Origin of the sequence: Trichlorobacter sp., from assembly GCF_034008105.1 — a bacterium.
Lineage (GTDB): Bacteria > Desulfobacterota > Desulfuromonadia > Geobacterales > Pseudopelobacteraceae > Trichlorobacter.
On the sequence record NZ_JAVEPN010000002.1, the window covers coordinates 47114 to 69019 of the forward strand.

The 21906-nt window shown below is 57.8% G+C and carries 22 protein-coding genes; 8 read left to right on the plus strand and 14 right to left on the minus strand.

Annotated elements, in window-relative coordinates:
- Positions 1-34: 34 nt before the first annotated feature.
- The 9 genes from RBQ93_RS01840 to RBQ93_RS01880 form a co-directional block, all read right to left on the minus strand.
- Positions 35-1420, minus strand: coding sequence for a sigma-54 dependent transcriptional regulator (locus tag RBQ93_RS01840; RefSeq protein ID WP_320370299.1), 1386 nt, complete (start codon positions 1418-1420; stop codon positions 35-37).
- Positions 1417-3063: a two-component system sensor histidine kinase NtrB gene (locus tag RBQ93_RS01845; protein WP_320370300.1), complete on the minus strand. Its 1647-nt coding sequence runs from the start codon at positions 3061-3063 to the stop codon at positions 1417-1419. The genes RBQ93_RS01840 and RBQ93_RS01845 overlap by 4 nt, the downstream gene beginning before the upstream one ends.
- Positions 3064-3066: 3 nt before the next feature.
- Positions 3067-4275, minus strand: coding sequence for a type II secretion system F family protein (locus tag RBQ93_RS01850; RefSeq protein WP_320370301.1), 1209 nt, complete (start codon positions 4273-4275; stop codon positions 3067-3069).
- 26 nt (positions 4276-4301) lie between these two features.
- Entirely contained in the window at positions 4302-5396 is a 1095-nt protein-coding gene (locus RBQ93_RS01855; RefSeq protein WP_320370302.1) for a PilT/PilU family type 4a pilus ATPase, read from the minus strand.
- Between the two features lie 11 nt (positions 5397-5407).
- Positions 5408-7114 (minus strand): type IV-A pilus assembly ATPase PilB, encoded by a 1707-nt coding sequence (gene pilB / locus RBQ93_RS01860; protein ID WP_320370303.1) that lies wholly within the window; start codon positions 7112-7114, stop codon positions 5408-5410.
- Positions 7115-7210: 96 nt separating this feature from the next.
- Positions 7211-8068 carry a shikimate dehydrogenase gene (gene aroE, locus RBQ93_RS01865; protein ID WP_320370304.1) on the minus strand — a complete coding sequence of 286 codons (858 nt, stop codon included), beginning with the start codon at positions 8066-8068 and terminating at the stop codon, positions 7211-7213.
- Positions 8065-9951 (minus strand): DUF2723 domain-containing protein, encoded by a 1887-nt coding sequence (locus RBQ93_RS01870; protein WP_320370305.1) that lies wholly within the window; start codon positions 9949-9951, stop codon positions 8065-8067. The genes aroE and RBQ93_RS01870 overlap by 4 nt, the downstream gene beginning before the upstream one ends.
- Positions 9948-10967, minus strand: a complete 1020-nt coding sequence (locus tag RBQ93_RS01875) for a lysylphosphatidylglycerol synthase transmembrane domain-containing protein (RefSeq protein ID WP_320370306.1) — start codon at positions 10965-10967, stop codon at positions 9948-9950. The genes RBQ93_RS01870 and RBQ93_RS01875 overlap by 4 nt, the downstream gene beginning before the upstream one ends.
- The gene (locus tag RBQ93_RS01880) at positions 10964-11911 is read right to left on the minus strand and encodes a bifunctional riboflavin kinase/FAD synthetase (RefSeq protein WP_320370307.1); all 948 of its coding nucleotides are present in this window, start codon (positions 11909-11911) and stop codon (positions 10964-10966) included. Before RBQ93_RS01880 ends, RBQ93_RS01875 begins: the two co-directional genes overlap by 4 nt.
- Positions 11912-12031: 120 nt before the next feature.
- Here RBQ93_RS01880 and nadB point away from each other — a divergent pair, with 120 nt between their 5' ends.
- The 3 genes from nadB to RBQ93_RS01895 are packed head-to-tail and all read left to right on the plus strand — an operon-like array spanning position 12032 to position 14146.
- Positions 12032-13639 (plus strand): L-aspartate oxidase, encoded by a 1608-nt coding sequence (gene nadB / locus RBQ93_RS01885; protein ID WP_320370308.1) that lies wholly within the window; start codon positions 12032-12034, stop codon positions 13637-13639.
- A gap of 7 nt (positions 13640-13646) precedes the next feature.
- Positions 13647-13940 carry a chorismate mutase gene (locus RBQ93_RS01890; protein ID WP_320370309.1) on the plus strand — a complete coding sequence of 98 codons (294 nt, stop codon included), beginning with the start codon at positions 13647-13649 and terminating at the stop codon, positions 13938-13940.
- The gene (locus tag RBQ93_RS01895; RefSeq protein ID WP_320370310.1) at positions 13937-14146 is read left to right on the plus strand and encodes a hypothetical protein; all 210 of its coding nucleotides are present in this window, start codon (positions 13937-13939) and stop codon (positions 14144-14146) included. Before RBQ93_RS01890 ends, RBQ93_RS01895 begins: the two co-directional genes overlap by 4 nt.
- Before the next feature lie 2 nt (positions 14147-14148).
- Here the strand turns inward: RBQ93_RS01895 and RBQ93_RS01900 are convergent, their stop codons facing one another.
- From RBQ93_RS01900 to RBQ93_RS01910, 3 genes are all read right to left on the minus strand, one after another.
- Entirely contained in the window at positions 14149-15936 is a 1788-nt protein-coding gene (locus tag RBQ93_RS01900; protein ID WP_320370311.1) for a GspE/PulE family protein, read from the minus strand.
- Positions 15937-15946: 10 nt separating this feature from the next.
- Positions 15947-16360, minus strand: a complete 414-nt coding sequence (locus RBQ93_RS01905) for a hypothetical protein (RefSeq protein ID WP_320370312.1) — start codon at positions 16358-16360, stop codon at positions 15947-15949.
- Positions 16361-16481: 121 nt separating this feature from the next.
- Positions 16482-16811, minus strand: coding sequence for an EF-hand domain-containing protein (locus tag RBQ93_RS01910; protein WP_320370313.1), 330 nt, complete (start codon positions 16809-16811; stop codon positions 16482-16484).
- A 157-nt stretch (positions 16812-16968) separates the two neighbouring features.
- On the opposite strand from RBQ93_RS01910, the gene ettA reads away from it, so the two are divergent.
- Genes ettA through RBQ93_RS01925 form a run of 3 tightly spaced genes read left to right on the plus strand, consistent with a single transcriptional unit; the run spans position 16969 to position 20213 of the window.
- Positions 16969-18645, plus strand: a complete 1677-nt coding sequence (ettA, locus tag RBQ93_RS01915; RefSeq protein ID WP_320370314.1) for an energy-dependent translational throttle protein EttA — start codon at positions 16969-16971, stop codon at positions 18643-18645.
- Positions 18646-18665: 20 nt separating this feature from the next.
- Positions 18666-19427, plus strand: a complete 762-nt coding sequence (locus RBQ93_RS01920) for a hypothetical protein (RefSeq protein ID WP_320370315.1) — start codon at positions 18666-18668, stop codon at positions 19425-19427.
- Positions 19428-19448: 21 nt separating this feature from the next.
- Positions 19449-20213: a PilZ domain-containing protein gene (locus tag RBQ93_RS01925; protein WP_320370316.1), complete on the plus strand. Its 765-nt coding sequence runs from the start codon at positions 19449-19451 to the stop codon at positions 20211-20213.
- A gap of 3 nt (positions 20214-20216) precedes the next feature.
- On the opposite strand, the gene RBQ93_RS01930 is transcribed toward RBQ93_RS01925, so the two are convergent.
- Positions 20217-20696 (minus strand): DciA family protein, encoded by a 480-nt coding sequence (locus RBQ93_RS01930; RefSeq protein ID WP_320370317.1) that lies wholly within the window; start codon positions 20694-20696, stop codon positions 20217-20219.
- On the minus strand, positions 20665-20943 hold the full coding sequence (locus RBQ93_RS01935; protein WP_320370318.1) for a hypothetical protein: 279 nt from the start codon (positions 20941-20943) through the stop codon (positions 20665-20667). The genes RBQ93_RS01930 and RBQ93_RS01935 overlap by 32 nt, the downstream gene beginning before the upstream one ends.
- A gap of 78 nt (positions 20944-21021) precedes the next feature.
- Here RBQ93_RS01935 and RBQ93_RS01940 point away from each other — a divergent pair, with 78 nt between their 5' ends.
- The gene (locus RBQ93_RS01940; RefSeq protein ID WP_320370319.1) at positions 21022-21315 is read left to right on the plus strand and encodes a DUF3343 domain-containing protein; all 294 of its coding nucleotides are present in this window, start codon (positions 21022-21024) and stop codon (positions 21313-21315) included.
- The gene (gene yedF / locus RBQ93_RS01945) at positions 21302-21889 is read left to right on the plus strand and encodes a sulfurtransferase-like selenium metabolism protein YedF (RefSeq protein WP_320370320.1); all 588 of its coding nucleotides are present in this window, start codon (positions 21302-21304) and stop codon (positions 21887-21889) included. The genes RBQ93_RS01940 and yedF overlap by 14 nt, the downstream gene beginning before the upstream one ends.
- Positions 21890-21906: the final 17 nt, after the last annotated feature.

A 21906-nucleotide genomic window follows, 5' to 3' on the forward strand; every position in this document is an offset into this window, starting at 1 on the left:
CAGCGCTTACGCCCCACAAAAACTGATCAGCTGGTCACGGTTCGTCGGCCTCGCTGGCCAGCTCGTACTTGGCCAGCTTGTAACGAAACGAGCGGAACGACATGCCCAGCAGTTCGGCAGCCTTCTTTTTGACCCCGCTGGATTTTTCCAGCGCCTTGAGTAGATACTGTTTTTCCAACTGTTCGAGGGCCGGCTCCAGCGCAATCCCCTCATCGGGAATGGCAACCGGGGAGTGCAGGTCGAAACGTTTGGCACTACCCTTGACATGTGCCGGCAAGCTTTCAAGGGTGATCTTGTCCCTGCTCAAGACCAGACTGCGTTCGACAATGTTTCCCAGTTCGCGCACATTGCCAGGAAACAGATAGTTCATCAGACACTTCAACGCCTCACTGGTGATGATGCCGCTTCCGGCTGCCACCAATCCATGCTTGGTGGCAAGATGTTCGATCAGCAAAGGGATATCTTCAATCCGCTCCCGTAGCGGGGGCATCGTCACCTGCACGACATTGATCCGGTAGTAGAGGTCCTCGCGAAAACTACCCTCCTTGACCTGTTCGGCCAGATCACGGTTGGAGGCCGCCAATACCCGTACATCCACCTTTTTGGTAGCTGAGCCCCCCACCCGGCGCACTTCCCGTTCCTGCAGGACCCGCAGCAGCCTGGTCTGCATCGCCAGCGGCAGCTCACCGATCTCGTCCAGAAAGAGTGTGCCTCCCTGCGCCTGTTCAAACAGGCCGGCACGCTCACCAACCGCACCGGTGAAGGCCCCCTTGGCATGGCCAAACAGTTCGCTCTCGATCAGGGTTTCCGGTATGGCGCCACAATTGACCGCCACGAAGGGTTTCGTTTTACGCGGACTGTTGTCATGGACCGCCCGGGCAGCCAGCTCCTTGCCGGTGCCACTCTCACCGAGGATCAAAACCGTACTGGCGCTGTCGGCGACCTTGGATAACAGGGCAAACAGCTCCCGCATACGCGGCGAGGTACCGATCAGGTTGCCAAACCCGGCACAGACCTTGGCCTTCTCGCGCAACATGACGTTTTCACGTTTGAGATCACGCTTTTCAAGGGCATTGTGGACCAGCACCTTGATCTCTTCCACCTTGAACGGTTTGGCCAGGTAATCATAGGCCCCCAGCTTCATCGCCTCAACCGCCTGCTCGGCAGTGGAATAGGCGGTTATCAGCAATACGGCCGTTTCGGGACTAGATTCGCGAATCCGTGCCAACAGCTCAAGACCATTCAGGCCTGGCATCTGCACATCGGAGATAACCAGATCGATGGCCGATGCGGCCAGACGTTCAAGGGCCGTGGTGGCGTCAGCTGCGGTCAGCACCTCATACCCTTCGCGCTCCAGCAGGATCGAGATGAATTCCCGCATGCTGAGTTCGTCATCAACCACCATAATTCTGGTCTTCATACGCTCTCCTCCACCATCGGCAGCAGAATGGTAAAGACCGTCCCGCCACCTTCACGCGCGTGAGCCTGAATGGTACCACCATGGGTCTCCACGATCCGGTAGACCGTCGCCAGCCCCAGACCGGTGCCGTTCGGCTTGGTGGTCCAAAACGGCTCAAACAGGTGACGGCAGGTCTCTTCACTCAACCCGCAGCCATGGTCACTGACCGAGATGCCAACCAGGGCAATCCGTTGACCTGCATCATCCTGCCCATCCTGCCGTGTGGCAGCCAGCGACAACAGGCCGCCCTGCGGCATGGCCTCAGCGCCATTCTGCAACAGATTCAACAAGACCTGATGTAGCTGACCACGATCAGCCTTGACCAACAGTTCCGGGGCAACCTGCGTATCGAGCGTGATCTTCTCGAAGCGTACATCTGCCGACAACAGCATCACCAGGTCATCCACCAGGTCAGCCAGCCTGAACTGTTCAAAACGGGGTACCGCAGGACGGGCATAGGCCAGGAAGTCAGTAATCAAGCCGTTAAGGCGTTCTGATTCGCGGGTAACAATCGCCAGCAGGCGCGATTCATGTTCACGCAGACAGCCATGGCCCGCCAGGAGCTGTACCGATCCGCTGATGGCGGCCAACGGATTGCGTATTTCGTGGGCCATGCGAGCCGACAGCTCCCCCAGGGCTGCCAGGCGGTCCTGCCGCTTGAGGGCCAGTTCCAGCTGCTTACTCTTGGTCAGATTCCGCAGGGTGACGATCATCGCTGACGGTTCGCCCTGCGCATCATGCAGGGGCACCGTAGTATAGCCGATTATCAAAGGATCTGCCGAGGCGGTGCGATAACTGAACTCACCCTGTTGCGGTTGTCGTTGAGCATGCTCACCACTGGGTAACTGAGGAAAAAGCGCATGACAAGGCTTGCCGTAGGCCGCCTCCTGGCTGATGCCGGTCAGACGTTCGAGATAGGGGTTGAAGACCCTGATCAGCCCTTCACGGGTCACCGTCATCAAACCGTTTTCAAGATGCTGCACAATACTGCTGTGCAGACGCTGCAGCTCCTTATAGTTGACCTCGCTGGTCCGCAACGCATCTTCGGTACTGCGGGCCCGTTCCGCAAGATAACCAGTGATAAAGGCGGTCAGGACGAAACCGGTCAGATGCAGGAAGATGGTGTAGAACGCAACCACACCGCCTCGCTGCAGGGCTGCCAGCGGGGAAAGACCAATGGTCGTCAGCATGCCGTAGTACTGCAGGTCAACCAGGGCGCCGTATAAAATACCGCTCAGTGCTGCCGTATAGAGTGCCTCGCGTCGCGACAGCAACAGGGCGGCATTCATGACCGCCAACAGATAGAGAAATGAATAGGGGCTGGCAATCCCGTCAGTAAACACCAGCAGCAGCGTCACAAACAGCAGATCCCAGATGATCTGCAGGTAGGTCAGCAACAGTTGACAACGTTGACGCCGCAATGCAACCAGAGAGACCACAGAAAACAGACACGACGAGACCATCAACAGCACAACGCCACGGTAGGCGGGGGTGTCGATGGCCTCGGGATCCTGCAGTTTCAGAATGACAATCGATGCCAGCAGCAGCACCGTTACGGCGATTCTGGCAACAATAAAGAGCCTTAGACGGCGCTCGGTTTTCATCAACTAGCCGCCGACCGCTCCCGCCAGTTTAAAGATCGGCAGATACATGGCCACCACCAGGCCGCCAACGGTGGTGCCCAGGAAGACCATCAGCATCGGCTCCATCATGGCGGTCATGGCAGACACGGCGTCATCCACCTCGTCATCGTAAAAATCGGCAATCTTGTTCAGCATGGCGTCCATGGCGCCGGTGGCCTCACCCACCGCAATCATCTGCACCACCATCGGCGGGAAGATACCGCAGGCCTGCAGCGGTTCAGCCATGGTCTTACCCTCGGAGATAGCCTGGCGCACACCGAAGATCGCCTCTTCGATGATCTTGTTGCCGGCGGTCTTGGCCACGATCTCCAGACCGTCCATGATCGGTACCCCGGAGCTGACCATGGTGCCCAACGTGCGGGTGAACTTGGCCACCGCCACCTTGCGGATCAGCGGCCCGGCAATCGGCGCCTTGAGGGCAAAGGCATCGATCTTCTTACGACCCACCGGGGTGGCGTAAAACTTTTTAACCCCCCAAACAGTGGCAAAGAAGGCCGCAATAATAACAATGATATACTTCAGCAAAAAGTCAGACAGGGCGATCACGAACTTGGTGGGGGCTGGCAACTCGCCGCCGAAGTCGGCAAACATCTTGGCAAAGGTCGGAATGACGAAGACCAGGATCACGCCGACAACAATCACGGCGATCGACATGATGGTGACCGGATAGACCATGGCCCCCTTGATCTGCTTTTTAAGCTTCATCGCCTTTTCGATGTAGGCCGCCAGACGGTTAAGGATGGTATCCAGGATACCGCCGATCTCGCCGGCGGCCACCAGGTTGACGAACAGCTCGTCAAAGGCCTTGGGATGCTTTGCCAGGGCATCGGCAAAGGTGGAACCGCTCTCCACACTCTCCTTGACCTTGAGCAAAATCTGCTTGAAGGCTGGTTTTTCCTGTTGCGAGGAAAGGATATCCAGACACTGCACCAAGGGCAGGCCGGAGTCGATCATGGTGGCAAACTGCCGGGTAAAGATCACCAAGTCCTTGGTGTCGATACTGCCGCCACCAAACGAGGGCATCTTAAAGGCTTCGCGCTGCTCCTTCACCGTGATACCGAGCAGGCCGGCCCTTTTGAGCTGGGTCTCCACCGACGCGGCATCCTGCGCCTCGGTAACCCCTTTCTGAACGGCACCGGTGCGGGTCTTACCTTCCCAGGCAAACTTTGGCATGGAACTCCTCCTTCAGAATCGGGTAACTAGCGCCGTTGTGGTGGTCGCATCCCCATGGTCGGATTATTGATCATCTGTTTTAGCTCTTCAGGATCGGTGGAACGGCCCATGGCATCATCCAGGGTGATCTGACGCCGCGCATATAAGGCGTACAGCGACTGGTTCATGGTCTGCATGCCGTACTTGTCCTGCCCCACCTGCATCTGGGAATAGATCTGGTGTACCTTGTCCTCACGGATCAGGTTACGGATGGCCGGGTTAGGCACCATGATCTCCAGAGACAGACAACGTCCACCACCAATTTTAGGAATCAGGGTCTGGGACATGACCCCCTCCAGTACGAAGGACAACTGGGCGCGAATCTGGGGTTGCTGATAGGGTGGAAACACATCCACGATCCGGTTAATGGTCTGGGCGCAGGAGTTGGTGTGCAGGGTAGCAAGACAAAGGTGACCGGTCTCGGATAGGGTCAATGCTGCCTCGATGGTTTCCAGGTCACGCAACTCACCCACCAGAACGATGTCAGGGTCCTGACGCAGGACGTACTTGAGGGCGTTTTTGAAGCCCTTGGTGTCGGCCCCCACCTCGCGCTGGTTCACCAGACACCCCTTGTGCGGGTGCAGGTATTCGATCGGGTCCTCAATGGTAACGATATGTTCACGGCGGTTGATATTGATAAAGTCGATGATCGAGGCCAAGGTGGTGGACTTGCCGGAACCGGTCGGTCCGGTCACCAGTATGAGGCCACGCGGCTTTTCGGCCAGTTCCCTGACCACCGGTGGCAGACCAAGATCTTCGAAGGTGAGGATCTTGTAGGGGATGACCCGGAACACACCGGCCACGGCACCCCGCTGCACAAAGATGTTACCCCGGAAACGGGATAGTCCCTTGACCCCGAAGGAGAGGTCCAGCTCATTGTCCTCTTCGAACTTGTGTTTCTGGGAGTCGGTCAGCACCGAGTAACAGAGTTGCTTGGTCTCCACCGCATTCAAGGGAGGGATGTCCGCCAGCGGTTTCAGTTTGCCATCCACCCTGATTTGTGGCGGCGTATTGGTGGTGATGTGCAGGTCGGAGCCGCCAGCTTCCACCAGAATCTTGAGCAAGTCGTGCAGGTTAGCCATGGTCGTTCTCCTTAGTCGTCCGCCACCGTCACCCGCAGCACCTCTTCCAGAGAGGTGACCCCCTCCTTCAGCTTGGTGAGGCCCGACTGGCGCATGGTCTTGATACCGAGTCGCATGGACTCACGCTTGATCTCGGCCGTATTGGCCCCGTTCAGGATCAGTTCACGGATCGGCTCCAGCATCGGCATCACCTGATAGAAGCCAACCCGCCCCTTGTAGCCCGTATTGTTGCAGACCGGACAGCCCCGCCCCTTGTAGCAGACAAATTCCGGGGCCTCTTCAGTGGGCACTCCGGCATCGATCAGGGCCTGCAGAGGGATTTCTTCCTGTTCTTTACACTCACTGCAGACACGGCGGGCCAGGCGCTGGGCCGTGATCAGGTTAACGGCCGAGGCCACCAGGAACGGTTCGATACCCATGTTCAGCAAACGGTTGATCGTGGCCGGGGCGTCGTTGGTGTGCAGGGTGGACAGCACCAAGTGGCCGGTGAGGGCCGCCTTGACCGCAATCTCGGCGGTCTCGAAGTCCCGTATCTCGCCGATCATGATGATATCCGGGTCCTGACGCAGGAAGGAACGTAGTGCAGCGGCAAAGTTAAGGCCGATATCTTCGTGCATCTGCACCTGGTTGATGCCGGCAAAGTTGAATTCAACCGGATCTTCGGCAGTGGAGATGTTCTCGGTCACCTTGTTCAGTTCCGTCAGGGCCGAATACAGCGACACGGTCTTGCCGGAACCGGTGGGACCGGTCACCAGTACCATGCCGAACGGCTTATGAATCTCTCGCTTGAAGTGAGCCAGCGCATCCGGCTCGTAGCCCAGCTTGGTCAGATCGGTCTGCAGGTTACTCTTGTCCAAAAGCCGCAAGACGATCTTTTCGCCGAACAGCGTGGGTAGGCATGAGACACGATAGTCCATGTCCTTACCGCCACCCAGCTTGATCTTGATCCGGCCGTCCTGGGGCAGACGCCGCTCGGCGATATCCAGTTCCGCCATGATCTTGATCCGCGAGGTAATCGCGTTTTTCAGCTTCATGGGCGGTTTCATCACTTCATACAGCACACCGTCGATCCGGTAACGAACCCGGAAGGTCTTTTCATAGGGTTCTACGTGAATATCACTGGCTTTTTTTCGAATGGCGTCCATCAAGATCAGGTTGACCAGCTTGACGACCGGCGCATCCTCGGTGGCCTTTTCCAGTGAGGAGACATCCACGGTCTCCTCGGTATCCACCAGCTCCAGGTCCTCCATGTCCAGATTGTCCATCACATCGGCCAGGGAGGCAGACTGATCGTAATACTTGTCAATCGCTCCCCTGATATCGGACTCCGAGGCCACGACCATCTCCACATTGTAGCTGGTCATGAACTTGATATCTTCGATAGCGAACAGGTTGGAGGGGTCGCTGACCGCTACGATCAGGGTGGAACCGGCCCGGTTGACCGGAACCAGGCTGTACTTTTGAACCACTTCCGGGGGGATGATCTTGACCACGGCCGGGTCAATCTCGTACTCATTCAGATTGATGGTGGGGACGCCGTACTGCCGGGAAAGAAAGGAGACCAGGTCATGTTCACTGATCAGACCCTGCTTGATCAGGATCGTGCCCAGCTTGCTCTGGCCGCCGGACATCTTCTGTTCCTGCAGGGCGCTGGTGAGTTGCTCCCGCGTGATCAGACTGTTTTTGACCAGAATTTCACCCAGACGACTTGTCTGCATAACACTCCCGTTCAACCCTGCAGTTAAATAGTGTTACTCTGGCATGCGGCCCGCTATAGTAACGGCCCGATTACCCCACTGTCAAGAACAAGCTGGTCAGCGTTCCTGCTGCAATGCCATAGGCATCAAACCCGCAGGCGGTGTGACGCCGGTCCAGTGACAAAAGGCCAGCTCTCCCTGTGCTGCCAACATCCCGAGTCCATCGCAGGCCTGCAGCCCGCGTCGTTGGGCTGAGCTGACCAGAGGGGTCGACGACGCCCCGTAGACCATGTCATACACTTTAGCAGCAGCCGGCAGGAGCGCAAGGTCGAGACCGGCAATTTCTTCGCCATGCAGACCAAGGGAGGTGGCGTTGATCAAAAGGTCGGTCTCGGGCAGCAGCTGTGGCAGCATACTGAAGTCAGCAGCCGCAATGACACTGGTTGAGGACCTATGAAGCTGGAGTTCCGCCGCTAGCTGACTGGCCGTGGCCAAGGTACGGTTGACAACCGTTATGGCGGCTGTGCCAGCCTCAGCCAGTGCTGCTACAGCGCCACGGGCTGCACCGCCCGCCCCCAGCACAACAATCCGCTTGCCGGCAACCAGACAGTCCAGATCCCGTTCCAGTGAAATCAACAGACCGGCGCCGTCGGTGTTGCAGCCGATCAGGAGTCCATTCCGGTTGCAGACCGTATTGACCGCACCGGCCCGCACCGCCGCCGGCGACAGCTGGTCCAGAAACGGCATGATGGCGCTCTTGTGGGGAATGGTCACATTCCAGCCAGCCACGCCGAGACAACGCAAACCCTGCACCGCCTCGGCCAACTGCGACGGCGGCACGGCAAACGGCACAAAGACGCAATCCATGCCCAGTGCCTGAAACGCGGCGTTCTGCATCTGCGGTGAACGGGAATGGGCCACCGGCCAGCCGATGATACCATAGACCCGGGTTGTCCCCTGAATCACTGTTTTCATGGTAATACGTCCCTCCCCTGTAACGGCAAACCATACCGCCTGCGCAGCTGTGTTACCGCCTCGCCCCAACTAGGCACCATCCGCTGGACGGCATCCAGCATAGCTCCCGCCTCCTGCCCTCCCCTGTCCCTGCGAGCAACCTCTTCCGCTGCCTGCAGTAACGAATGGGCCGTGATCATCACCGCCTTTTCGGTATCCTGATCGATCAGCCAGCCTTGATTCATGGTAATGCGGTGCAGGGTTTGCAGCCGCCAGACCCCAGCGACATCAAACACCGCATCAGGAAGACCGTCACTGGGCAGCCAGAAGACAATCCCCTGTGGCACGGGTTCCCGTCTGCCCCAGTCCACCGAATGCCGAGTCGAGTAGTCCATCAGCACCGGACGTTCCGCCTGAAGTCGGCCAGCCAGTGATCTAAAGAGTTGCGGCGCAGTCTGGCCCTGTTGAAGGGCAGTACTGAACGAACTCTGCAGCCGCGGCAGCTCCTCTCGGTACCAATCGAAGACCAGATGCGGTATGTGAGGCAGGTCCACGTCCTCCCGCAGCCGCTCCACGGTCTGCAGATACCAGAGCGGAAAGGCGCCGCTATCACCCCAGGTAAACAATACCGTCCGCTCAGGTAACGAGCGCAAGGTGTTGACAGCATAATCATGGGCACTGTAGTTGCGCTGTTGATCGTTAGCGCGATAATTGGCTGCCTGCTGGGAAAGCGGCAGCAGCAGCAAAAACAGGAGCACCAACAACCGGTGCTGCCAACCGTAGTGCTCGGGAGTTTCAGCCCGGCCGATGCCGCGGCTGATGGCGGCGTGCAACCCAACGGCGATCAGCGCCGCAGCCAGCAGATAGAGTGGGGTGTAAAACTCTTCTGTCAGAAAAATTGACTCGGCCCGCGGATTGAAAAAGCCGACAATCACCGCCCAAAAACCGAGCAAGGCAAGACCACAGGCCAGCACAAAGGGCCGCTTAGATCGCCAGCAGGCCACAACACCGGCCACCAGGAACAGCAGACCGATCCAGCCGAATTCGTGGGGGATGGAAAAGCCTGCCAGCTGTTTCAGCAGCAGTGACAGGTCACGCAGATGGGGCTCTTCAGGATAGCCCCGACGCAAGACGTGCCATAGAAAACGCGACAGGCTGCTGGGATCACCCCAGTTTTGCAGCGGCTGTGCAGCGGCACGCAACGGCAGATACAATTGCACCGCGCCGCCGGCCAGGGCGAAGGCTGCGGTCAGCAGCAACTCCCGAATACGCAGCAACAGACGCAGCTCGGTAACGGCCACAAACAACAGCCAGGCCGGCACCAGCAGGATGATCGTCTGGTGAGCGCCGCTGGCCAGGCCGGTGAGAAGGCCCACACCGTACCACCAGGCCGGCCGTTCGCTACCAGCCAGATACTCCTCGCGCCAACGCAGCAAAAACAGAAAACAGAGCGCTATCATGCCGGCCAGCAGCGGGTACGGCTTATCATGGTTGGTCTGCAACCACAGCCGTGGAGAGCTGGCAAACAAGAGTGAACCGGCAAGCGCAGCCGCGTTGCGGACAAAGTCGCTGAACTGCTCGTTGTCTGAACAGGCGACATCGCGCAGCAACTGCCGCACCAGCAGAAACAAGGCGCTGCAGGCCAGCGCTGCGCCGCAGGCAGTAGCCAGATTGACCCGAAAGGCGATGGAACCGAACGGCAACCAGGTGAACGGTTTGGCAAACAGCAGGAACAGGGGGTAGCCGGGGGAATGGGCAGAACCGAGCAGTTGAGTGGCGGTGATGAACTCACCGCTGTCATAAAAGGTTACCGACGGGGCCAAGGTGGTGAGGTGCAACGCAAACGGCAGCAGAAATGCCGCTAGCAGCCAGTGGTCACAACCGCTGCATACACGGCTTCTCACGGCTCAGCCCCTTGTTCTGCAGCCTGGGTGCGTAACGAGCGTAACGACAGGCCGTCGGACCAGAGATGGTAAAAACCGGCCATAATCACAGGAAAAAAGCCGACCCCGTGTATCACCAGGGCGATACTGACCGCCTGGCTGTCCAGCAGCTGAAAGGCGGATAACGCCGTGTAGCAGGCAACGTGGTAGGTGCCTATGTAGCCCGGCGCCGATGGCACCATCACGGCAAACACCAGCAACACCATAATAAAAAAGGAAGCTGATAACGGCAGCTGTATGCCAAAACCGAGCAGCACCAGATGGATCGGCAGGGTGGCGGCAATCCAGATCAAGGCAGTGCAGACCATAATCAGCAGCAGTGTGCTGCGCCCCGGGGCCAGACGCAACCCCTCCAAAAACGAGCCGGACAGCGGGATCAGGCGTTCCTTGAACCGTTGTGGAAAAGGCTGTGTCAGCAGCGCCAGCAGCTTGAGCGCCTGCATCGGCCGAAGCTTCAAGAACAACAGAAAAGAGACTGCGCCGAGATACACCACCAAGGTAGTGGCGCCCCCCGCCCGCAACAGGGCCGCAACCCGTTCCATACCAGGGGGCAGCTGCAGCGTCAGCAGCACCACTGCCAGCATCACCATCAAGGCAAGTCCGTCCAGCATCCGGTCGATCACCAGCGAGGCAAACACCGATGTGACCTTGAGTTGTTCACGCCGTGCCAGCAGCCAGACCCGCACGATCTCGCCCAACCGGGCAGGAAAAAGATTGTTGGCCATGTAGCCGATTATGGTGGCTGAATAGAGGGAACCGAGCGCAATCGGACGCTCATGCAGCAACAACAGACGCCAACGCACCGCACGCAACCAGTAGCTGACAAAGGTCAACCCCACCGCTCCCAGCAGATACCGCCAATCCAGCTCTGCCAGGGCATCAAGCAGTTGCCGGCCATCGATCTTGCGTAGCAGCGCTGCCAGCAACAGCAGACTGACGGCAAAACCGACCCACAACAGCAGTGTGCTGCGTTTCATACGGTCTGCCTGGTCGGTAGACCGGCCGACAAGAGTGACCTGGCTGCAGCCACATCACGACCAATCTGAAGCTTAAGCGTATCAGCATCAGCAAAGCGGGCCAGATCGCGCAAACGGCCGGCGAACTGAATCGTCAGCTCCTGACCGTATATGGTCCCCTCGAAATCGAAGATAAACACCTCGATCGTCCGCTGATCGCCGCCGAAGGTAGGATTGTTGCCGATGCTGCAGGCACCCATGTGCAGCTCACCCCTCGCCTCAACCCATACGGCATAGACACCATCGGCAGGCAACAACTGATTATCAGTAACAATGTTGGCCGTAGGAAAACCGAGCGAACGGCCGATCTCCCGGCCTGCCACCACCTGGCCGCTGATACAGTGATAACGCCCGAGGATGGACGGCACCGCCGCCACCTCACCGCTACGCACCAGACGACGTACCGTGCTGCTACTGAAGACCAGCTCCCCCTCTCCCACCGGCTCAAGCACCTCCAGCTGAAACCCAAGCTCACCAGCCAGGCGTTGCAGCAGTGCCTCGTTGCCCTCACGGCCACGGCCAAAGGCATAATCGTGGCCAACCACCAACCGTCGCATACCAAGTCCGCACACCAGAATATCCCGCACGAATCGTTCGGCCGACAGTGCAGCAAACTGTTGGTCAAAGGGGATCACCACCAGCAGGTCCAGATCGTTTTCTGCGATCAGGGCACGCTTCTGGGCAGAGGTAGTAATCATGGGAGGAACGCTGCCGGGTTTAAGCACCTGCAGCGGATGAGGATCAAAGGTCAGGACTACTGACTGACACTGCTGTTCTGCAGCATAGGTAGCAACACGACGAAATAGTTCGCGGTGTCCACGATGGACCCCGTCAAAATTACCGATGGTCACGACGGACCGCTCGGCGAGTGGACGACTGAAATCGGCAGTGGTTATGGTACGCATAGGGTGCAACTTATGGCACACTTTAGCGGTCCAGACAACCCTTGTTCCCTTGACAAACGTCGGCGGGGGGTTCAATAATCACGTTCTTCTGTGTATACACTTTTTATGCTGGAGTCTGTCATGAAGGTTGAGAGTGATTTTTTGGTGATCGGCAGCGGTATTGCCGGGCTTTCCTTTGCGCTACAAGCTGCCAATCATGGGCAGGTCGCCATTATCACCAAACGGGAAATTGCCGAGTCGGCAACCCGCTATGCCCAGGGCGGGATCGCCTCGGTCTTTTCCACTGAAGACTCCTTCGACGCCCATGTCCAGGACACCATGGTGGCCGGGGCTGGCATCTGCCACGAAGATGTGGTGCGCATGGTGGTGGAAGAAGGCCCCCACACCATCCGTAACCTGATTGAATGGGGAGTTAAATTCACCACCACCACCAAAGGTGATGAATATGATCTGACTCGTGAAGGGGGCCACAGTGCTCGCCGCATCCTGCATGCCGAGGACATCACCGGCCGCGAGATCGAGCGGGCGCTGGTGGAAGCGGCGCGGCAGCATCCCAACATTGAGATATACGAATACCACATCGCCATCGACCTGATCACCTGCGCCAAGATCGCCCGGCAGCCGGTCAGCGACAACTGCTGCAAGGGCGCTCATGTCCTTGATATTAAAGGCAACAAGGTGCTGACCTTTGCCTCCCGCACCACCCTGTTGGCCAGCGGCGGCGCCGGCAAGGTCTATCTCTACACCTGCAACCCCGACGTGGCCTCTGGCGACGGCGTAGCCATGGCCTACCGGGCCGGGGCCACCGTGGCCAACATGGAGTTCATGCAGTTCCACCCCACCACCCTGTTTCACCCCCACGCCAAGTCGTTTCTGATCTCAGAAGCGGTGCGGGGTGAAGGGGCGATCCTGCGGCGGCGTGACGGCACCGCCTTCATGGAGAAATACCACCACCTGAAAGACCTGGCACCGCGTGATATCGTAGCCCGGGCCATCGACAACGAGATGAAGACCTATGGTGACGACTGCGTCTACCTGGATATCACCCATGAACCGGCCGACTTCGTCCGTAGCCGTTTCCCCAACATCTACCAGACCTGTATGGAGTTTGGCCTGGACATGACCAAGGACTGGCTGCCGGTGGTGCCGGCGGCCCATTATCTGTGCGGCGGGGTCAAGGTGAATACCAACGGCGAGACCGACATCCCCGGCCTCTACGCCATCGGCGAGGTGGCCTTCACCGGCCTGCATGGCGCCAACCGCCTGGCCAGCAACTCGCTGCTTGAGGCAGCGGTCTACGCCGGCCGGGCTGCCCGCCATGCCAGCGAAACCCTGCCGCAGCGCCCGGGCATAACGCGTGACAGCATCCCCGAATGGGACTCAGGCACCGCCACCAATAGCGACGAGATGGTGGTAGTCTCCCAGAACTGGGACGAAATCAGGCGCTTCATGTGGAACTACGTCGGTATCGTCCGCTCTACCAAACGACTGGAACGGGCCATGCGGAGGATCAAGCTGATCCAGGAGGAGATCCACGACTACTACTGGAATTTCATCATCACCTCCGACCTGATCGAACTACGCAACATCGCCACCGTGGCAGAACTGATTGTGAATTGCGCCCAGATGCGCAAGGAATCACGGGGCCTGCACTACACCATTGACTACCCGGAACTGGATGACCTGAACTGGCAACGGGATACCATCATCAAGAAGCAGTTCCCCTGAGGATCCCATGGATATTGCTGCCCTGCGACAACGAATTGACCTGCTGGATGACGTACTGCTGAGGATATTTAACGAACGGGCCCGCTTGGCTCTGGAGATAGGGCATCTCAAAAAGGGCTTGGATCTGCCGGTCTTCGATCCCGGCCGTGAAAAACGTATTTTTGCCCGGATGAAACAAGACAACCCTGGCCCTCTGGATGACGGCGCCATTGTCAGGCTGTTTGAACGGGTGATCGACGAATCCCGCCGCCTTGAACGGATCATGACCACAGAAGAGACAGAGGATGGACCACAGCCATGATTGTCATCATGAAAAAGAACGCCCCTGATGAGTCGCTTGACTTTGTCAAGGAATACCTGATCAGCCGTAACTTCGACATCCACCAGTCCACCGGCGCCAATCGAACTATCATCGGCGTGATCGGCAATACGCAGTCACTGGACGACGCCACCATCGCCCACCTGCCTGACGTCCATCAGGTTGTCAGGATTAAACCGGAATCATAGCGCTAACCAGTGATGCTGACTACCTCGTCGTAGGTGGTTTCCCCTTCCAGCATCTTGCGGATCGCCAGTTGGCGCAATGATGCAAAACCATCCTCCTCGGCGGCCCGCACCAAATCGGCAGGGTCGGCCTTGGTACTGATCAGCTGCTTGATCCGCTCGGTAATTGACAGGACCTCAAAGATGCCGGTGCGCCCCTTGTAGCCGGTGCCACGGCACTCTTTACAACCAATCCCATGCGCCACTTTCACCTTGTTCCGGTGAATCTGCAGGTACTCACACTCCTCTTTGGTCAATTCTCGGAACTCTTTGCAGTGCTGGCAGACCTTACGCAGCAGCCGTTGGGCCACAATGCCCATCACCGTTGCCGAGATCAGATACGGCGGCACCTCCAGGTCCAGCAGACGGGCAATGGAAGACGGGGCATCATTGGTGTGCAGAGTAGAAAGCACCAGATGGCCGGTCAAGGCTGCCTGGACGGCGTTTTCTGCTGTTTCCTGGTCACGTATCTCCCCCACCATCACAATATCCGGGTCCTGACGCAACACGGTACGCAGAATCGTACCAAAGGTAACCCCAACAGCCTGCTGCACCGCAATCTGGTTAAATTCCTCCATCACCATCTCGATCGGGTCTTCGATAGTGACGATATTGATCTCCGGTGAAGACAAGGTCCGCAACGATGAATAGAGCGTGGTAGTCTTGCCGGAGCCGGTGGGGCCGGTCACCAGCACAATCCCGTTAGGACGATGAATGAAGCTGTTGAACAGGCTGTATTCCCGGGGATAAAAGCCGATGCTGTCCAGATCCTGCAACAGGATATCCGGATCAAAGATCCGGATCACCACCTTCTCACCAAAGGCCACCGGCACCGTGGATACCCGCAGCTCGACCTCCTTGCCGTTGTGAGCGGTCTTGATCCGACCATCCTGAGGTCGCCGCTTCTCGGCCAGGTCCATCCGGGCCAGAATCTTGATGCGTGAGACGATCGGCGCGTGCAACGGCTTAGGCAACAGATGGATGTTATGCAGAATGCCGTCCAAACGGAACCTGATCAGAAACTTGTCGCGCTTGGGCTCGATATGGATGTCGCTGGCCCGTTGATCAAAGGCATAGGACAATAGAAAATCCACTGCCGAGATGACATGTTTATCGTTGCCCTCCAGCTCTTTGTCGCCCCGCATCCTGAAGAGCTGTTCCAGGTTGCCAAGATCAATGGCGACATTCTCCTCGGCCTCAGCCGCCATGACCGAGGCCCGGAAGCCGTAAAACTCGCGCAGAATCTTCTGAACATCGCTACATGAACTGAGTACGCGGGTGATTGTAAGCCGATGAGCCGTGGCCAGCTCGTCCAGCACCGTTGTATTGAACGGATCGACCACGGCAATGGTCAACTCCCCTGCCCTGGCTGCCACCGGCACAATCAGATGCTTAAGCGCGAACGGACGTGGGATGTGGGAGGTAACCACATCCAGATCCAGCTTCAGGGGATCAATCTTGAGATAAGGAAGTTTGAGAAAGGCAGCCAGGGTCTCGGTGATGGTGTCTTCCGTCAGCACACGCCCGTTCGTACCGGGCTGTTCAAACGAGAAAGAGGCGATCAACTGGGACGGTGTCGGTCGTTCGCCGCCCTTATGCAGCCGACGGCCAGGGCCGTGGTGGCCGGCCGTCAAACGGGCCTCCTGCTGACGGGCCTGCACCTGAAGCGTCGTCAGCTGATCCTGTGTAAGAACGCCCTGTTGTGTCAGGATTGCGGCCAGATACTCAACCGTCAAGGGGGTATGGTGGGTCATAGCATCCTAACTAGCTTGCCTCTTTACTTTTTCGTTGTTGCTCAATCCGCTTGCTGACCGCCTCCAGCACCTCTTCTTCACTGTAGTGTGGTTTCGTGGCCAGCCTGGCCATTTCGCCCGGCTCCGGTGTAAGGACTTCAGCCTGTTTTTTCAAAAAAGCGTCAACCATATGTTTCTTCTCTGCATAGATCATGCTCTCGCGTAGCAGATCCATAGAACTCTTCAACAGCCCCCGGCCGGTTACCAACAGGATCAGTAACGGCACCAGGTCATGCTGCCAGTAATCGACGCTGCCTTCGCGCACCATAGTGCCGGCCAGCAGGCCGGAGAGCCCCAGCAGCAGACCGAATAGATTTGCCAGCACACGATATTCAGGACCATCGGATACCTGTGCTATGGCATTGTTGTTGGAATCATCAGACACAACCACCTCCACTGCTGCATTGCGCCAACTAAACAAAGCTACTTTTTAGTTATCGGAACAGAGCGGGAGATAATTAAATTTCTTTTTTGTGCAGCGACTCAGAGCTAAGCACGAGTGAGCGTCAAAACCTGATCGGTGCGAAACCATCCGGCGTTGCGAACCGATTCAGTTTTTTACGGGTAACAGCCCCCATTTTATCAACATCAATCGTATCAAACAGACGATGTTTTTCCTCCACACTTAAGGCGGCCCCTGGATCAGCGCATAAATCCTGATGCTGTACACGACCAGCCCCATCACGAACCAGTGGACAGGAAACAAACTCTTCTCGGCTGATGGCTCCGCTCTTGTCTGCGTCCAACTTCTCAAACAACGTACCTTGTTCAGCCGCTGCACCACCAGCGAGCAGAGTAACAACGACACCGCAGACCATCAAGAAATGCATACGCATATCAGTTTCCTTTCAGGCATCATAGTCAACCAGAGTCAAAAGTATAACGACATTTGGGGATTCTTCAACCACGTCATAGGTAAACCTGCCTGATACGGATTGACAGTCGTCCCCGTACATGCCATAAAACCCATTCATTCCAAGGAGGTTCGCAGCAATGAGTGTTGACGACAAAAAAGTAATCTACAGCATGATGCGGGTGTCGAAGTTCTACGACAAAAAACCGATCATCAAGGATATCTCACTTTCCTATTTCTACGGTGCCAAGATCGGCGTACTGGGCCTGAATGGCTCCGGTAAATCAACCCTGCTCAGGATCATGGCCGGGGTGGACAGCGAGTTCAACGGCCAGGCCGTGCTTTCCCCCGGTTACAGCGTCGGCTACCTGGAGCAGGAGCCGAGGCTGGATGAATCCAAGACTGTCCGTCAGGTGGTTGAAGAGGGCTGCCAGGAGCTGGTTGACCTGTTGGCCGAGTTCAACAGCATCACCGACAAATTCTCCGAGCCGGACGCCGATTTTGAGAAACTGTGCGACCGCCAGGCTGTACTGCAGGAAAAGCTGGATCATCTGGACGCCTGGAATCTCGACTCGCGGCTGGAACTTGCCATGGATGCCCTGCGCTGCCCTGACGGCGACACGCCGATCAAGGTGCTGTCCGGCGGTGAAAAGCGGCGGGTGGCACTCTGCCGGCTGCTGCTGCAGAAACCGGATATCCTGCTGCTGGACGAACCGACCAACCACCTGGATGCAGAGACCGTGGCCTGGCTGGAGAAGCACCTGCAGAACTACGCCGGCACCGTGATCGCCGTGACCCACGACCGTTACTTCCTGGACAACGTGGCCGGCTGGATCCTGGAACTGGACCGGGGCGAGGGTATCCCCTGGAAGGGCAATTATTCTTCCTGGCTGGAACAAAAACAGCAACGGCTGGCAACCGAGGAAAAACAGGAAAGCGACCGTCAGAAGACCCTGCAGCGGGAGCTGGACTGGATCCGGATGTCACCCAAAGGGCGCCATGCAAAGTCCCAGGCACGGATCAGCGCCTACGAGGAGCTGGCCGCCGATACTGGCGAGAAGCGGGCCAAGGAACTGGAGATATTCATTCCACCCGGACCGCGTCTGGGTGACATCGTGATTGAGGCAGACAACGTGGCCAAGGGCTTTGGCGACCGGCTGCTGTTCGAGGGGATGAGCTTCAAGCTACCCCGGGGCGGCATTGTCGGTGTGATCGGCCCCAACGGCGCCGGCAAGACCACCCTGTTCCGGATGATCACCGGTACTGAACAGCCGGACAGCGGTACTATCCGGGTGGGTGATACGGTGCAGGTGGCCTATGTTGATCAGAGCCGCGACACCCTTAACCCTGATCGGTTGTTGTGGGAAGAGATCAGCGATGGCCAGGAGATGATCCAGCTGGGCAAGCAGACCGTCAATGCCCGCACCTATGTGGCGCGTTTCAATTTCACCGGAGGTGACCAGCAAAAAAAGGTGGGCATGCTCTCCGGTGGTGAGCGCAATCGGGTACATCTGGCCAAGGTGCTCAAAAGCGGGGCCAACGTGCTGCTGCTGGACGAACCGACCAACGATCTGGATGTCAATACCATGCGGGCCCTGGAAGAAGCACTGGAAAACTTCGGCGGCTGCGCCGTTGTTATCTCCCACGACCGCTGGTTCCTGGACCGGATTGCCACCCATATGCTGGCCTTTGAGGGAGATTCAAAGGTAGTCTGGTTTGAGGGCAACTATTCCGACTATGAGGAAGACCGCCGCAAGCGCCTGGGAGCCGAGGCGGACCGTCCCCACCGGATCACCTATCGCAAGCTGACCCGTTGACGCAAACGGTTGGAGGCATCATGAATTATGTTACCTACTACAATCGCGGCCAGAAGGTATTTCTGATCAATATCAGCCCTGACCGCGACCAATCGCTGTTTGAGGCGTTTTCAGCCACGATTGTAAGTTGCGACAACCGCCATTTTGAATTGCGGCCTCGTTATTCCCTGCTGCAGGCCGGAGAAGGCCTGCTCAGAAAAGGGGCGCAGTTCAAGGTGACTGCCGAAAGCTTTGGTTCCGGGGTGCAGTTCAGCGGCGAGATCGGTTCGGTCAACGGCAGCAGCTTTATCCTCAACCCCACCGGACCGATCGAGATGTACCAACGCAGCCAGGTGCCGCGCATGGATATGATCGTTGGTTTCCGGTCCTTTACCCGCACCACTCCACTGGCCGTTTTTCACCAGGAATGGCGGCGACTGCAAGACGGGTTCAGCTCAGGCAAATCATCGCCACTGGAACTGGTTCCCCGCCAGATCAATCTGGGGGTCGGCGGCCTGCGCGTTGTAGCAGAACCGGATGAGCGGCAGCACGACCTATCGATGATCTTCATCGAGTTGGAAGCCGGACAGGCACCGATCTGTGCCGTAACCGAACAACTCTGGCGCCGCAATCTGCCCGACGAAGAGGGTGTTGCCACTGGCCAACGTTTTGTTCTGATCCGCAAGGAGGATCAACTCCGGATCCAGCAGCATATTGAACAGCGTCTCAAGAAACAGGGGCGCAAACCGAAGCCATCCAAAAACAACTGGGAGCTGCTGGACCGAATGTTCCGCAGCACCTAACCGTATCAACCGGCACCTGCTATGAACTACGACCGATACTTCAGCCGCGGCCAGAAGGTATACCTGATCAACATTTCCCAGACCAGGGATGAGTCGGTCTACGAATCACTTTCAGCCACGGTCATCAGCAGTAACGACAGCAGTATCGCGCTCAAGGCCCCCTACCGACTGTTTTCCGGTGATGCAGCACCACTCGAAGCAGGCATGCAGTTTAAGCTGTCCACGGAATCCTTCGGCGTGGGGGTACAACTGCGTGCCGAACTGGTGGCTACACCGGCAGCCGAAATTCTGGAACTGCAACCAATCGGGCAGATGGAAATCTATCAGCGACGCCAGATGCCCCGGGTTGATGTCAGCCTGCCCTTTCTACACGTACTCCAGAAATCCTCTCTATCCGCTTTCAAACGAGAGTGGCGGCGGGTTGTCACCGACCTGCGCCAGCCAACCCCGCCCCGCTTGAAGTTGCAAGAGACCAAGGTAAACATCAGTGCCGGTGGCATCCGCTTTGAACTCAATACGCCACCTACCCCGCTGGCCATCGTGGTGTTTGACCTGCAGGACGGGGCGTCTCCCGTCTGTGCCGTTGCCGAACTGGCCTGGCACAAGACACGCCAGGAAGACGGCATTGAGGTCTGCGGTCACCGTTTTCTCGAGATACTGAAAGAAGATCAGGCCCGGTTGGCGATCTTTGTTGACAAGCTAGGCGGCGGGAGCGGACGGATACGGGACAACTGGGATCTGCAGGACAAGATGATGTCTGACCAGGGCGGTGAACACAAGAAGTAATGCTTACGCTGTCGGCGTATGGCGATAGTGGCTTTCCATCAGCGATCGCAGCTGACGCTGCAGCTCCTCATCGGCCACCTCACGGATCTGCTGCTCGATCCAAGCCCGCTCATCATCGCTCAACTGACGCACCGTAACCTGAGGATCACTATCGACCTTTTCCTCCTCAGCAATCCGGCCTGATTTCAGCACGATCTCCCGCACCCGCTCTTCACCCAGGCAGCTGTTCAGCCGGGCAATCAAATCGGCCTTCATAAAGGTAAGCTGCTGCATCCAGGGTGCGCTACCCACCACCACGGTCAACACGCCGCCAGACAATCGTAGCGGTCGGGCCCGGCGGGCAATGGCCGCACCCACTACCTGCTCCCAGTGCTGCCAGATCACCAGGTCTTTCAGTCGCTCGCCCAGGCCGGTGCCGCCAAAACTCTTGTGCAGCAGGCTGCCAAGGAGCTCAGGGCGCCCTTTTGGTCGTTTTGCTGCCACCACGCATCCTCCGTTTGTACCAGCCGCCTACAATCTGACCGGCAATGGCGCTCCCCAGGGTCAGCGGCACAATCCGCCAGCTAAATCCAGCCATCATCCGCATATGCACCACCAACGGTATCGGCAGGTGGATCAGCACAAACCACATCAATGAATATTTCCGGAACGACTCCCGAAGATAACCGCAGGGAATACTTATCAAAAACGCCAGCACCAGCAGGCCGGCCAAGAGAAATGAGTCTTGCACGGTGTTCCCCTTTTGGGGCATAGTATGGAACCGGACTGAAATTGTCAATTATACGCCGCTATAGAGGAAGGAAACAGGATGTCTGACCATTACCTGGTCAAAGAGGAGCACTGCTTGGCGGTCTTCAACTCAACCCACCGGGTACTGAAGGCCGAAGGTCTTCTCAAGGATCAGGGTCTCGAAATTCTGCTGATCCCCGCCCCCCGCGCATTGCAGACCGATTGCGGGCTGGCCTTGCGTTTCGATCAGCAGTCCCTTGCTACTATCACCGCAACCCTGAACGATCACGATCTGATGCCGGCCTATATCTGCCATCTGCAGGATGGACAGTACATCCGCCTCCAGGAGGAGCATACCGATGATCACCATTGACTGCCGCGGTCAAGCCTGTCCTGCCCCCGTCATCGCCACCAAACGGGCCCTGGAGGCCTCGCCGTCCGGTGTCCGCGTCCTGTTGGATGACGGCGCCCCCCGCGAGAATGTCACGCGCTTTGCCCATACCAGGGGGTTGACGGTTACAGAAACCCCTGACGGCACCGGCTGGTCTTTACAGATTACCGGCAAGACCGGCCTTACCGTGGCCACCACCACGGCACACATATCGGCAGCCGGTGAACGGGTATTGCTGATTACCAGCGACCGGCTGGGCGAAGGCGCCGATGAGTTGGGGCGTTTGTTGATGCGCAACTTCCTGCACACCCTGCTGGAGACCGCCGAACGGCCGGACCGTATCCTGTTCCTGAACAGCGGTGTGCTATTAACCGTGCAGGGAGCCGAGACCATCGAGGCCCTCTCCGCCCTGGAGAGTTTGGGGGTTGAGCTGTTTTCATGCGGGGTCTGTCTTGATTTCTTTAAGAAAAAAGATCAATTGGCCGTTGGCAAGACCACCAATATGTTCAGCACCGCCGAGCAGTTGCTGGCAGCCGCCTCGGTCATCAGGCTGTAGCAAAAACAAATACTTCT

Coding starts and splice junctions, on each gene's coding strand:
- ettA (WP_320370314.1), top strand. CDS start 16,969: ATGAGTGTTGACGACAAAAAAGTAATCTACAGCATGATGCGGGTGTCG.
- pilB (WP_320370303.1), bottom strand. CDS start 7,114: ATGCAGACAAGTCGTCTGGGTGAAATTCTGGTCAAAAACAGTCTGATC.
- RBQ93_RS01940 (WP_320370319.1), top strand. CDS start 21,022: ATGTCTGACCATTACCTGGTCAAAGAGGAGCACTGCTTGGCGGTCTTC.
- RBQ93_RS01920 (WP_320370315.1), top strand. CDS start 18,666: ATGAATTATGTTACCTACTACAATCGCGGCCAGAAGGTATTTCTGATC.
- RBQ93_RS01845 (WP_320370300.1), bottom strand. CDS start 3,063: ATGAAAACCGAGCGCCGTCTAAGGCTCTTTATTGTTGCCAGAATCGCC.
- yedF (WP_320370320.1), top strand. CDS start 21,302: ATGATCACCATTGACTGCCGCGGTCAAGCCTGTCCTGCCCCCGTCATC.
- RBQ93_RS01895 (WP_320370310.1), top strand. CDS start 13,937: ATGATTGTCATCATGAAAAAGAACGCCCCTGATGAGTCGCTTGACTTT.
- RBQ93_RS01855 (WP_320370302.1), bottom strand. CDS start 5,396: ATGGCTAACCTGCACGACTTGCTCAAGATTCTGGTGGAAGCTGGCGGC.
- RBQ93_RS01840 (WP_320370299.1), bottom strand. CDS start 1,420: ATGAAGACCAGAATTATGGTGGTTGATGACGAACTCAGCATGCGGGAA.
- RBQ93_RS01925 (WP_320370316.1), top strand. CDS start 19,449: ATGAACTACGACCGATACTTCAGCCGCGGCCAGAAGGTATACCTGATC.
- RBQ93_RS01910 (WP_320370313.1), bottom strand. CDS start 16,811: ATGCGTATGCATTTCTTGATGGTCTGCGGTGTCGTTGTTACTCTGCTC.
- RBQ93_RS01875 (WP_320370306.1), bottom strand. CDS start 10,967: ATGAAACGCAGCACACTGCTGTTGTGGGTCGGTTTTGCCGTCAGTCTG.
- RBQ93_RS01850 (WP_320370301.1), bottom strand. CDS start 4,275: ATGCCAAAGTTTGCCTGGGAAGGTAAGACCCGCACCGGTGCCGTTCAG.
- aroE (WP_320370304.1), bottom strand. CDS start 8,068: ATGAAAACAGTGATTCAGGGGACAACCCGGGTCTATGGTATCATCGGC.
- RBQ93_RS01880 (WP_320370307.1), bottom strand. CDS start 11,911: ATGCGTACCATAACCACTGCCGATTTCAGTCGTCCACTCGCCGAGCGG.
- RBQ93_RS01890 (WP_320370309.1), top strand. CDS start 13,647: ATGGATATTGCTGCCCTGCGACAACGAATTGACCTGCTGGATGACGTA.
- nadB (WP_320370308.1), top strand. CDS start 12,032: ATGAAGGTTGAGAGTGATTTTTTGGTGATCGGCAGCGGTATTGCCGGG.
- RBQ93_RS01900 (WP_320370311.1), bottom strand. CDS start 15,936: ATGACCCACCATACCCCCTTGACGGTTGAGTATCTGGCCGCAATCCTG.